This window comes from Actinomadura sp. HBU206391 (assembly GCF_014323665.1).
GTDB lineage: Bacteria > Actinomycetota > Actinomycetes > Streptosporangiales > Streptosporangiaceae > Actinomadura_C.
The window spans coordinates 1-11,307 of record NZ_JABVEB010000184.1 but is presented as its reverse complement, the minus strand read 5'-3'; the positions used below and the strand labels follow the sequence as shown (position 1 = coordinate 11,307).

The 11,307-nt window shown below is 67.3% G+C and carries 16 protein-coding genes; 8 read left to right on the top strand and 8 right to left on the bottom strand.

Going from position 1 to position 11,307, the window contains the following annotated elements; translation table 11 throughout:
• From HKK72_RS30035 to HKK72_RS30020, 4 genes are all read left to right on the top strand, one after another.
• A partial coding sequence (locus tag HKK72_RS30035; protein WP_187237813.1) for a hypothetical protein occupies window positions 1–373 on the top strand: 373 nt, incomplete at its 5' end.
• Between the two features lie 57 nt (window positions 374–430).
• On the top strand, window positions 431–733 hold the full coding sequence (locus HKK72_RS30030; RefSeq protein WP_315987514.1) for a DUF3817 domain-containing protein: 303 nt from the start codon (window positions 431–433) through the stop codon (window positions 731–733).
• A 74-nt stretch (window positions 734–807) separates the two neighbouring features.
• Window positions 808–1,734, top strand: coding sequence for a helix-turn-helix domain-containing GNAT family N-acetyltransferase (locus HKK72_RS30025; protein ID WP_187237811.1), 927 nt, complete (start codon window positions 808–810; stop codon window positions 1,732–1,734).
• 380 nt (window positions 1,735–2,114) lie between these two features.
• On the top strand, window positions 2,115–3,038 hold the full coding sequence (locus HKK72_RS30020) for a hypothetical protein (protein ID WP_187237810.1): 924 nt from the start codon (window positions 2,115–2,117) through the stop codon (window positions 3,036–3,038).
• A gap of 62 nt (window positions 3,039–3,100) precedes the next feature.
• Here HKK72_RS30020 and HKK72_RS30015 read toward each other — a convergent pair whose 3' ends face one another.
• Complete coding sequence (locus tag HKK72_RS30015) at window positions 3,101–4,279, bottom strand: MFS transporter (RefSeq protein ID WP_187237809.1); 1,179 nt, start codon at window positions 4,277–4,279, stop codon at window positions 3,101–3,103.
• Window positions 4,280–4,563: 284 nt separating this feature from the next.
• On the opposite strand from HKK72_RS30015, the gene HKK72_RS30010 reads away from it, so the two are divergent.
• Window positions 4,564–4,902, top strand: coding sequence for a hypothetical protein (locus HKK72_RS30010; RefSeq protein ID WP_187237808.1), 339 nt, complete (start codon window positions 4,564–4,566; stop codon window positions 4,900–4,902).
• Window positions 4,903–5,052: 150 nt separating this feature from the next.
• Here the strand turns inward: HKK72_RS30010 and HKK72_RS30005 are convergent, their stop codons facing one another.
• Together HKK72_RS30005 and HKK72_RS30000 are read right to left on the bottom strand one after the other, a co-directional pair.
• Window positions 5,053–5,772, bottom strand: coding sequence for a histidine phosphatase family protein (locus tag HKK72_RS30005; protein WP_187237807.1), 720 nt, complete (start codon window positions 5,770–5,772; stop codon window positions 5,053–5,055).
• A 51-nt stretch (window positions 5,773–5,823) separates the two neighbouring features.
• Window positions 5,824–6,270, bottom strand: a complete 447-nt coding sequence (locus HKK72_RS30000) for a hypothetical protein (protein WP_187237806.1) — start codon at window positions 6,268–6,270, stop codon at window positions 5,824–5,826.
• A gap of 92 nt (window positions 6,271–6,362) precedes the next feature.
• Between HKK72_RS30000 and HKK72_RS29995 the strand changes: the two genes are divergently transcribed.
• Window positions 6,363–7,034 (top strand): HEAT repeat domain-containing protein, encoded by a 672-nt coding sequence (locus tag HKK72_RS29995; RefSeq protein ID WP_187237805.1) that lies wholly within the window; start codon window positions 6,363–6,365, stop codon window positions 7,032–7,034.
• A 3-nt stretch (window positions 7,035–7,037) separates the two neighbouring features.
• Window positions 7,038–8,042, top strand: a complete 1,005-nt coding sequence (locus HKK72_RS29990) for a MerR family DNA-binding transcriptional regulator (protein ID WP_187237804.1) — start codon at window positions 7,038–7,040, stop codon at window positions 8,040–8,042.
• 140 nt (window positions 8,043–8,182) lie between these two features.
• Here HKK72_RS29990 and HKK72_RS29985 read toward each other — a convergent pair whose 3' ends face one another.
• The 4 genes from HKK72_RS29985 to HKK72_RS41560 all read right to left on the bottom strand — a co-directional run bounded on the left by HKK72_RS29985 (window position 8,183) and on the right by HKK72_RS41560 (window position 10,522).
• The gene (locus tag HKK72_RS29985; RefSeq protein WP_187237803.1) at window positions 8,183–8,734 is read right to left on the bottom strand and encodes a hypothetical protein; all 552 of its coding nucleotides are present in this window, start codon (window positions 8,732–8,734) and stop codon (window positions 8,183–8,185) included.
• A 186-nt stretch (window positions 8,735–8,920) separates the two neighbouring features.
• Window positions 8,921–9,319 (bottom strand): hypothetical protein, encoded by a 399-nt coding sequence (locus tag HKK72_RS29980; RefSeq protein WP_187237802.1) that lies wholly within the window; start codon window positions 9,317–9,319, stop codon window positions 8,921–8,923.
• A complete protein-coding gene (locus HKK72_RS40190; RefSeq protein WP_222721311.1) occupies window positions 9,265–10,098 on the bottom strand; it encodes a hypothetical protein in 834 nt (277 codons plus the stop codon). The genes HKK72_RS29980 and HKK72_RS40190 overlap by 55 nt, the downstream gene beginning before the upstream one ends.
• A gap of 295 nt (window positions 10,099–10,393) precedes the next feature.
• The gene (locus HKK72_RS41560; protein WP_261987335.1) at window positions 10,394–10,522 is read right to left on the bottom strand and encodes a hypothetical protein; all 129 of its coding nucleotides are present in this window, start codon (window positions 10,520–10,522) and stop codon (window positions 10,394–10,396) included.
• Window positions 10,523–10,590: 68 nt separating this feature from the next.
• On the opposite strand from HKK72_RS41560, the gene HKK72_RS29970 reads away from it, so the two are divergent.
• Window positions 10,591–11,031: a Tn3 family transposase gene (locus tag HKK72_RS29970; protein ID WP_187237801.1), complete on the top strand. Its 441-nt coding sequence runs from the start codon at window positions 10,591–10,593 to the stop codon at window positions 11,029–11,031.
• 77 nt (window positions 11,032–11,108) lie between these two features.
• On the opposite strand, the gene HKK72_RS29965 is transcribed toward HKK72_RS29970, so the two are convergent.
• The coding region (locus tag HKK72_RS29965) for a YciI family protein (RefSeq protein WP_222721308.1) at window positions 11,109–11,307 on the bottom strand (199 nt) is incomplete at its 5' end.

Here is an 11,307-nt window from a genome sequence, read left to right as displayed (position 1 = left end):
CTTCTTCACACCTGGCTGGCTGGGACTGCACGCGCTGGCGATCATCTTGTTCGGCGCGTTCCTCGGCTTCGGCTGGTGGCAGTTGCAACGAGCGCAGGAGGGCAACGACCGCAGCTGGGGCTATGTCTTCGAGTGGCCGGTCTTCTCGCTCTTCGTGATCGTCATGTGGATCAAGATGATGCGCGATGAGCTGAACGACGACAAGCGGCCGGTCGAGGCCGAGCCGGCCGAGCCGGTCAGGCCGCTCAGTGAGGCAGAGATAATCCGGCAGCACGAGGCCGAGGACGAGAGCCTGGCGGCCTACAACCGCTACCTCGCCCGGCTCAACGCACAATCGCGACCCGTCGAGGGTGCGGGCGGATCGTCCGCCTGATCGACCGGTGTCGTCGGCGTCTGACCAGTACCGGGGGTGTCATCAGTGCAAGCTGCGGTGAGTCGTTACCGCGCCATGGCCTACATCGTCGGCGCGATGCTGATCGTGCTGATCTTCGTCGCGGTGCCGGTCAAGTACATCGGCGGTGAACCGGCGCTGTCGTCGGTCGTGTCGCCCGTCCACGGGCTGCTCTACATGGTCTACCTGGTGTTCGCCTTCGATCTCTATCGCAGGGCCGGTTGGCCGCTGAGCCGCATGGCCGTGATGGTCGGTGCCGGTTTCGTGCCGTTCCTCGCGTTCTACATCGAGCGCAAGATCACCCAAGAGGCCAAGGCCGCCATCGAGGTCGACACCGCCTGAATCCGGATTCCACTGCACTGGAGTGCCGCTCGGCCTTATCGTTGACTCAAGCAACGATTTAGTTGAGGTGAGCCATGAAATCTGCGGTGGACGATCACGCCGTGACGGCGGTACGCGGCTTCAATCGCTTCTACACCGGCTTGATCGGGGTGCTGCGCGAGGGCCTGGTGAACACGCCCTACTCGCTCACCGAGGCAAGAGTGATCTTCGAGCTCGCGCAGAGCGAGGCCACCGAGGTGGCCGATCTGCGCCGTGCGCTCGACCTGGACGCCGGCTATCTCAGCCGCATGCTCGCCCGCTTCGAGGCGGACCGGCTCATCACCAGGGAGCGGTCCTCCACCGACGCCCGGCGCCAGGTCATCCGGCTCACCGCACAGGGCGGCAGCGTGTACGAGATGCTCGACGAGCGGTCGGGCGAGGACATCCGTGAACTGCTCGGCGGGATCACCGTGGAGCAGCGCCGCCGGTTGATCGCCGCGCTCGGCACCGTACAGGAGGTCCTCGACGAGGTTCCGCGCCCGCGGGCGTTCGTGCTGCGCCCGCTCGGGCCCGGCGACTTCGGCTGGGTGATCCACCGCAACGGCCTGCTCTACGCCGAGGAATACGGCTGGGATCACACCTACGAGGCGCTCGTGGCACGGATCGTCGCCGACTACGTCGACGGGCACGACCCCAGGCGCGAGTGCGGGTGGATCGCCGAGGTCGACGGTTCGCCCGTCGGCTGTGTGTTCTGTGTGCGGAAGAGCGACGAGGTGGCCCAGCTCCGGCTGCTGCTGGTCGACCCGGGTGTGCGGGGCATGGGGATCGGCGGCCGGCTCGTGGCGGAGTGCCTCAGGTTCGCCGAGGCGGCCGGCTACGCCGAGATCATGCTGTGGACCAACGACGTGCTGGTCGATGCGCGCAGGATCTACGAGCGGGCCGGTTTCGAGCTCGAGGGAGAGGAGCCGCATCACAGCTTCGGTCATGATCTGGTGGGCCAGTTCTGGCGCCGCTCGCTCTGACCGTGCACCGGGCGGCCGTATGCCGGGCGCACGCGATCCGGAGGTTCCACAGACCGGGCCGACGGCACCAGGGGCGAATGCCGCCGGCCCGGCTGAGGTGGACGCCCATGCCGTGGGGGCGTACGGCGGTGGCGCCCGGGGGTAGACGTTATTCTCTTACGTTGCGTGACGATCTCATGACTATCAGTACCCTCAGTTCATGGTGCGGTAAACCCAGGTCAATGAAGGAATGCGAGCGGATCCGGCCCCGTGTGGGGTAGCGGAACGTGACAGTCCTATGGAAAGCGGGGGCTTTCCGTCCGTTGGGGCAGGTGACGGGGGTGCGCGGGTCGCGAGGGGGGCGTCTCGCCGCGCCGGGCACCTGGAGAGGATCTTCGTCCATGGCGACCCCACCCCCGGACATCATCGGTACGGCACTTCTGGAGGCCTTCGCGCAGCGGGGATACGCGGCGACGCTGCCCGACCCCATGACCGTCAGCGTCGAGCTGCCGAACGGATCCAGCGTCAGCGCCGACATCACCGAGTGGCGTCGGCACGCCGGCCGCAGCTCCCGGGCCGCACTGCCGGGAATCGCCGCACAGTACGCCGATCAGGCCGCCACGGCGTTCCAACGTCACGACGGTCCTGCCCGGAACGACCAGATCCTGTCCGAGAACCTGCGGTTGCGCCTTTACACCGATGAGACCCTCGGCGACATGCGCGATGCGCTGGTGACCCGCCGGCTCGCCCCCGGGCTTCTCGAGACGGTGGTCGTCGATCACCCCGACGCGCTCATGCCCCTGAACCGGAGCGACGTCGGCGGCACGCCCGAGAACAGCGTCTTCGGCACCGCACTTTCGCTCTCCCTCGGCAAGGAGCCCCACTACATCGAGACCGTCGCGGTCCAGGGCGTGGACGTGATGCACATCGGAGGTACGCACCGATACGTGTCCTCCCAGGTCCACGCGCTCCGGCGCCATGTCGAGCCCGCCTCGGTGCCCTATGGGGCCCTGGTCGCCTTCCCCCTCCCCGAATACGTCCTGGTTCATCCGATCGGCGGCGCGCACCTGTTCGCCGCGATGGAGGCCGTCCAAGATCTCTCGCGCCGTCTCTTCGAGGCCGGAGACAAGGCGATCAGCACACAGGTCTTCTGGTGGCGTCCCGGCTCGTACGAGCGACTGCCCGAAGAGGAGGCCCTCAACAGCGGTCAGGTTCCGGATCTCCGTCCGGTCGGCATCCAGGTCGACCACCGGGCGATGAGCGTCGCGGCTCAGAGCGCCGACACCAGCGAACTCATCGATCTCTGGGCACGCGACCACGGCTGACGACGCGTCGCGGTTCGGGCTGGGCTGGAGTCACGCAGGCGTCCCGCGCAAACACATCTTGATCATCCGTCCGGGGCGCGCGATGTGATTCGGTCGGCGGTGAATCCGCTGAGATGGAACAGCGGGGGTGTCAGGACGAACAGGGCGGCGGCGAGGGCAGCGACGGCGATCATGGCGCACCGCAGTCCGGCGGCGTCGGCGGCCACGCCGACGTAGACGGGGCCGAGGAGGAAGCCGAGGTAGGAGACCGTGCTGACGATGGACGTCGCGCGGCCCCGGTAGTTCTCTTCGACGTTGCGCGAGACGGTGCCCAAGAGCGTGGGGAAGAGCACGGCGGTTCCGGCGCCGGCCAGCACAAGCCCCAGCGTGGCGATGAGCAGGGTCGGGGCGCCTGCGATGATGAGTGTGCCGCCGGCGGCCGCCAGCGCGCCGGTCAGGATGACGGGTCGGGCGTGGGCCGTTTTGAGGCTCCCGATCGAGAACCGCGTGATCGCGACGGCTCCGGCGAAGACGGCGGGTGCCACCGTGGTGAGCCCCGCTCCGGCGTGCAGTTCGTTCTGGGCGAAGACCGCGCTCCAGCTTTGGTGGGCGTTCTCGCTCGCGAACGCCAGTGCCCCCAGCACGCCGATGAGCACAAGCGGGGTGATCCGGTTGTGGCCGGGTGATGGCGGCTTTGCCGCCGTGGTGCCGACGTCGTGGACGGCGGTTCGGTCAGGGACAGCCCTGAGCATGATGGCACCGGCGACCAGGCAGAGAACGGCTACTCCGATGAACGGCACGGCGAGCGGCCAGGAGCCGGCGGAGGCGACCCCTGCGCCGAGACTGGTCAAGACGACAAAGGTGGAGAAGACGCCGTGGACGCGGGTGATGACCGGCCGTCCGGTGATGTTCTCGGCTCGTCCTGCCACCGCGTTAATCGCCACGTCGGCTGCGCCGCTCGAGGCGCCGGCGATTCCGAGCCCAACGCATAGGCTCGGCAGGTTCACCGCTGTCAGGGCCAGACCGGCTCCGACCATGCCGAGCAGGCTGATGGAACCAGCGGCGACCTTCGGTCCCCAGCGATCGAGTGCTCTGCCCGCCAGCAGCATCGCGGGCAGAGCGCCGGCGCCCACGAACAGAAGGGCGAACCCGAGCCGGCCGTCACTGACGCCGGCCTGGTGCTGCACTCGGGGCACCGAGGCGCCCCAGACGCCCCAGAATGAGCCGAAGGCGGCGAAGGCGACGAACGCTGAGGCGACCATGCTGCGCGGCGAGTTGATGGGGGCTCCTTCTGGCGTGGTTCTCAGTTGGTGTTCGAGAAGGGGTCTCAAAGCGGAGAGCTCGAGGGGTGTGGCCGGGTGGCGTCCGATAGCCACCCCGACAAGATCAAGCCGCACTTACTGAGATATACACTGACCTGCTCAGACTTCGCCTAGCAGGATCGATCAGGTTGCGGGGACAGGGTGCCGACTCACGAGTGGACCATGGCCAACGATGAATACGGCTCGCCTCGGGGCCCAGGCGGAGGACCTACTTGATCATCGCCTTGGGCGTGCTGGGGCTCCTGGGACTCCTCGCCGTGCTCTCCTTGATCGGTGGGCCAGGAGGGAGTGCCTCGTCGCCCGCGTCGAAGAGCTACCGGACCAACGTCGATTGCCAGGTGAACACCGTCGGATCGCAGGGCACGGTAACGATCAGCGGCACGATCACCGGCGACGCGACGAGGTACTCGGTCACCGTCGAGGTCTTGGATGCCGCCTCTCAGCAGAGGATCGGCGTTCAGACCTTCGAGGTTCGCGGCACCACCACCTTCGGAGGAACCACCGGGGCGCAGGCTCCCATCGGACCGGCAGGCATTGAATGCAAGATCGCCAAAGTGGTCTAGGCGTGCTTTGTGGATCTTGGTTGAGCCACAAGATGGGGCTGGCGATGGTGATGGCGGCTCGGTAGTGGGCGGCGAGCCGTCGTAGCGGGTAGCGATTCCGCGGAAGCGGTTGAGCTGGTTGAAGCAGCGTTCGACGACGTTAGTCGTCGGTCAATCCTCGCTCACCCCGCCGGCCGCGGCAGCCGGCACGGTGTTGTACTCCAGCAGTCGCAGCCCGCCGGTGTCGCGGGCCCAGCGGGTCACCGAGGCGTTGCGCACGGGACCGGCGGCGACGACGCGTTGGAGGTCGTGGATCGACAGTCCGTCGATGACGTGGCGCAGCATCAGCACGACCGCGTCGTGCGCCATCGCCAGCACCCGCAGGTCGGCGAACCGGGTCGAAACGTCGGCGCACAGCTGACGCAGCCGCGCCGCGACGTCCATCATGGACTCCCCACCCGGAGGGCGGTACGCGAACTCGCCCGCCGCCGCGCGCCGGGCGGCTTCCGCAGGGAAACGCTCGTCGATGGCGGCACGGGTCAGCAGCTCCAGGGTGCCGGTCACGCGATCGCGCAGGCGGTCGTCCACGACGATCTCCGGCACCGCGCGACCGGCCGTCCGCACATGATCGAACGCGATCCGCAGTGTCTGGCCTGCCCGCCGGTACGGCGAGCAGAGCGCCACTTCGGGAAACTCCTCCTCCGGCAAGGCGGCCAACCACCGGCCGAACCCGGCGGCCTGAGCGCGCCCGCGCGCGGACAGCGGCACATCGGCGTCCCGCCCGTCGATCCCGGCCTCCACCAGGCCGGCCGCCTCGGCGCGGGCGAACGCCGCGTTGGCCGTGCTTTCGCCGTGCCGAACGACGAGCAACTCGCGTACTCCACCGGCCATGACACCCACCCTAGGACTCCGCGGGGAGTGGGGGCGCCGGCCTGCCGACGGTCACTGTTCAGAAGTCCGGGCTGTCCAAGTGTCCTTGCTCGAGATGTGGACGGTGATGGGCTGCTCATACCAACCGGCGGTCTCTGGCAGGTCTCGGATGATGCTGGGGATCTCGGGATCGAAACGCAGGATCGTGAGTGTCTTCCACCCGTGTGGGATGTCGTCCCAGGCGAGTGCCATCTGCTGTGTGCCGGCGATGATGGTGACAGTGGTCCAAACGACCCTGGTCTCGTCGTCGCGTGGGCAGCAGCAGTCGAACCGCTTTCCCACCGGCAGATCCGCATAGTTGAACGAGAGGAACAGCGCTTCCTCGTTCGGGCCGGGGAGCGGGAGACCGCTGCCCCAGCGTTCGAGGGCAACGTTGCCGGCGCGGCTTTCGACCAGCAGGATCCGTTCGGTGAGCGGTGTGTCGTCTTCGGCCCTGGTCACCGCAGCATTCTCGCTCATGACTCGGTCGCTCCCCGGGGCCGGGAGCAGCGCGGCCCGCTTGACCTTGACACAGTGACAAGGTCTTCACTGTGGCCAAGAAGGTGGTCCCGATGACCATGCCGAAAGAGGACACGAACACGATGCGAGCTCTCCAGGGGCTGGAGAACGGCAGCTCGTCGGTGCGGCTGCAGGCAGCGATGGCGGTCGGCACGACCCCAGACCCGCGGTTCATCGACAAGCTGATCGAACGATGCGCGATCGAGCCTGAATTCTCCGTGCGCGAGATGCTCACGTGGGCACTCACCCGCCACTCATCATCAATGACGGTCTCCAAGCTCATCGATGAACTGCGCTCGGAGCGTGCGCAGGCACGAAGCCAGGCGTTGCACACGCTGTCCAAGATCGGGGATCGGCAAGCGTGGCCGGCGATCACACGGGCGCTTTTGACCGACGCCGACGACGAGGTGGCGCGGAGCGCGTGGCGAGCAGCGGTCGTACTCGTGCCCGAAGGTGAAGAACCCGAGTTGGCCGGAGTGTTGGCGACACAGCTCGGGCGCGGCGAGCGTGAGACGCAGTTGAGCCTTAGCCGGGCGCTGATCGCGCTCGGTGAGGTGATCATGCTGATCCTGCGCGCTGCGAGGACGGATCTCGACCCTCGCGTGCGTCAGCACGCGATCGCCACGGAGCGGCTGTTGCGCAACCCGGATGCCGGATTCGAGTTCGCGATCGAGGAGGCGAAGCGCCTCGTAGCCCTCGGCACGACCAGCCAGGAGGGGGGATAGGCAGTGTTGATCGGTGATGTGGCACGACGGTCCGGGGTCAGCGCCCGCATGCTCAGGCATTACGACTCGCTCGGCCTGGTGCGGCCACCGGGTCGTACCGAGGGCGGCTATCGAGAGTATTCCAGCGAGGACATCCGGCGGATCTTCCATATCGAGAGCCTGCGGTCATTGGGGCTGTCGCTGCGTGAAGTCGGGTGCGCGCTGGACGATCCCGGTTTCAAGCCCTCGGAGCTCGTCGACGACCTCATCCGCCAGACGCGTGAACGCATTGCGGGTGAGACGGAGCTGCTCACGCGACTCCGTCGGATCGATGCCGCGGAACCCGCCGGCTGGGAGGACGTCCTCCAGATCGTCGCACTCCTCCAGGCTTTGGGGTCGGAGAGCGCTGGGAAGCGCCAGCGCGCGGCGTTGGCCTCAGTCGAAGAGGTTCCGGTGCCAGTGGAAGCTCTGGTCGAGGCGGCGTTGAGCGAGACGGACCCGAACGTCGCCGGAGCCCTTCGATGGGCTCTGGCGCGATCGGGCGATGGCGGATTGGCGCTGTTGTCGGAGGGCCTCGGCTCACCAGTAGCCGAGGTGCGGAAGCGTGCCGTCCAGTCCATCGCGGAGATTCCGAACGGTGAGGCGACCGCACTGCTGCAGGACGCCCTCGCGAACTCCGACATCGTGGTCCGCAGGTGTGCGGCTCTGGCGCTCGGGGCACGTGGGGTAGCCGACGCGGTCCCGACGCTCATCGACATGATCGTCGAGGAGACGAACGACGCTGATGCAGCCGATGCACTGAGCGCGCTGGCGAGTGATCCCGCGTTGGCGGATCAGATCGCCACCAGGCTCGTTGACTGCCTCGCCCACGGCGCCACCGAATCGTCTGCACGTCGACGGCTGACAGAGGCTCTCGCGGATATCCCGGGGATCACGACGTCACGTGCCCTCGCAGATCTGTCACATGACGAAGACCGTGCCGTTGCGCTTACTGCGACATACATTCTCAAGCTGCGCAACGCCCGATGAGGGATCTTCCTGGTTGCTGTGTGCGTGGGGACCAGACTTATCCGTTCTCCTCGTTTGTGTCGCGTCCGATTCAGGGTGGCGAGGGCGAGCGACCGTCGTGGACGATGCCGGATGCCGCCGGCTTTTCACCCAGCGGCGACCTACGACTCCGGCCGGTGGACGGCCAGGGCTTCGTCGATTGCGGCCTCCGCCTCGATCCGGTCGATGCCCGCGCCGAGCGCGACCTCCGACACCAGCACCGTGCGGGCCTTCTCGAGCAATTGCGACTCCCAGAGATCAGGTTCCCGGCGGTACTGCCGTGCGGTCAGGTTCCGCACCACCTCCGCCACTTGGCGGGCAACCAGCACGGCGGGCATTTCGTCGAGGTACGCGTCCGCCGTTATCCCACCGATCATGGTCCAGTACGTATCCCGCACCGACCCCCAGGTGGTGGGCTCGCGGTCCGGCGCCGGACTCGCGAGGACCGCCAGCACCGCCGGCACGCCACCGGGCCCGAGCACCTCCGACAGCGGTGCCAGGCAGTCATGGTCGGCTAGGGGATTCGAAACTATGTCGGGGTCGGCGCTGTCGAACGGGAAACCGAGCGTCACCTTGGTCCACGTCTTACCCGCGGCCTCTGTTGTCGTGACCGCCCGGACGATCGTCGCGCCCTCTGTCCCGAAGACCACCGCCTCACCAACCGTGTACTTCATGATCACCTCTCGGAATCGGCGCGCAGCGCCACCGTACCCACGCCGGTCAATCGGCGGCTACCGGCCAACTGCGACCACGCGCTAGCGGACGAGCAATCCATAAGTTCGGCAAACCGGCGCGGGCGTGATCTGGGCGCTTCACCAGCGCTCGCATCGGATGCGAAACGGCCTATCGGGTCACTCGCTTCAGTGCGTCACGGTGGCCCTCAACAGGCGGCCCAGCTCATCGGCGGTGAACTCCCCATCGGGCAAAGCGCCGTCTTCCGGCAGCGTGTGCAGGATGGATGCATACTCGGCGAACACTGCCCTGCATTGGGCACGCTCCGGATGATCACCCTCGCCGCCGAGGAGCGTCACGCTCTGGTCATTTTCACTGTTGACTGGCTGGGACAGCTCCGCAGTGATGGCCAGGAGGTCCACCAGCGCGGCACGGTCGGGAACGCAGCGGTCGCCCACGAGCTGGATCAGGAAGGGCAAGGCGACCGGCATCGCCGCGCTCAGATGGAAAACGCTGTCGAGCAGGACGACGCTCAGGACACGCATCGCCTCATCACTGGCGGCCTCATCGAGCAGACCGCTGAACACAGCCGCTGTCTCAGCCGGGCAGCCGGGGATCTCCGACCAGGCAATGCCGGCCATGGCCTGAAGCGTCGGATGATCGCGACCCGCCTTGCCGGCTTCCGGGTGATCACGAAGGAAATGAGCGACCATGGCCTCCCTGAGCGCCAGATCATGCACACATACGCTCGATCCCCCTCGCCATGCATGGCATCGCCGGTGATGCGTAACACCAAAAGTGATCTCTGCAGAGGATGATCATTCAACCCCATGCAGCCTGCAACGCGGGCCACCTTGAGCAGGACACCGAGCGAATCCAGCCAGCTTCGGACATCGGCCAGGTAGCGGCCAGGTTGGAATAATGCGAGCATTTTCTGGCTGGCGTCCGGCGACGTCAGGATTTCCTGGACGTGCGCGGACTGCCTGCCAGCAGCGTTGGTGCGTTCGAACGTCTCGCGTTCGTATTCTTTGACGGCGGCGGGAAAGTCGTCCGGGTGCGCGGCCAGCGCGAGGCCGAGCAGGGCGCCGTCGAGCAGCGCCATGGTGGCGGCCTGCCCCACCGGCGGCATCAGGTGCGCGGCATCGCCGAGCAGCGTGACGTCTGGCGTCGACGGCCAGGTCAAGCCGACCGGGAGAGTGGTGATCGACCGCGGCAGGACCGGATCGTCGCAGGCTGCGATCAGTGCGGTGAACCGCGAGTCCCAGCCGGTGAACAGGTCGATCAGCCGGCGGATGCCGGCCAGCGGCGCCCGCAGGTTGCGCTCGACGTCCACCGCCAGCGCCTTCAGCGGCGAGACATACAGCACTCGGCAGCGTGCCATCCGAACTTGGCAAGATCCCTCGCAACCTAAGTCCGGAACTCGCAAGGTTCGCCTGGACAGGACCAGGCTGTCCGTTCCGCGTGAGAGTTGCAGGCGTGCGGTGCGCTGAGCTGCGGCTTGCAGGGTAAGTCCGGACGGCGGGGGCCGATCTTGTTCGGACTTACTTTGCATTTTCGGTGGATCTTGGTGCGGCCTAGGCGACTGTCCGGGCGTTTCCGGGTGTCGGTAAGGCTCGTGCAACCAGGTACATGCGATTGAGTCCACCCAGCTCAGCGGCGCCCTATTGATCGGTGGGGAGGCGTCCGACGGCGTCTTCGAGGTCGGCGTGGGTGAAGTCACGGTCGTGGGCGTCGGTGAGCGGGTCGCCGTCCAGGCCGCTGGCCTCCAGCCAGGCGAGGAAGGTCCGCACCCGAGAGTCGTAGGCGCGCGGGTGTCGCCGTCCAGCGGGGCCCGTTCGAGCGCCGTGGCGTAGGCGGCGTGGATCGTGGTGAACGCTTCGGGTACCGCTTGGTGCTGCCGCCCCACATGGCCCTAGCAACGAACAAGGTCGAGGCGTTCAACGGCTTCTCGCAGTGGATCGGCTTCTGCAACGGCGGCGTCATCACCGACAACGATCCCGTCGAGCAGGAGAAGACCGCCAAGGTCAACGCCCTGTTGACCTTGGCGGTGATCTTCCACAACGCCCTGGATATCGCCGAGATCGTCCGCCAGCTCCAGGAGGAGGGCCAAACGATCGACCCTGAGGACCTGGCGCACATCTCGCCGCACCTAACCGAGCACATTCGCCGCTTCGGCGAGTACTCCACCCACGAACTCGGCCTGGAGCCGGAGGCGTACGACCCGCACCTGGACGTCGACTTCAGCTCGCTGCGTGGCGATGGCCCGCCCGCACCGGACGGCTACGGCCAGGCCGCATGACCAGGCGAAGCCGGGCGGCACGACAGCGGCGTCCCCGCGGACAGGCGCTGTGCCATCGGGCCGGTTCCCCGTGTTGTTCAGGCGGATTCGAGGATCGGGCGGACCTCGACGGTCTCCGGGGTGGGGAGGCTCCTGGCCAGTTCGAGGGCTTCCGCGCGGTCGGCCACCTCGACGATGAACCAGCCGCCGAGGGTCTCCTCGCCGGCGTGCGCGGGTCCGTCGGTCACCGTCGATGTCCCGTCGGCCGTAGTGCGTACCGTCGCGGGAGCGGTGTGC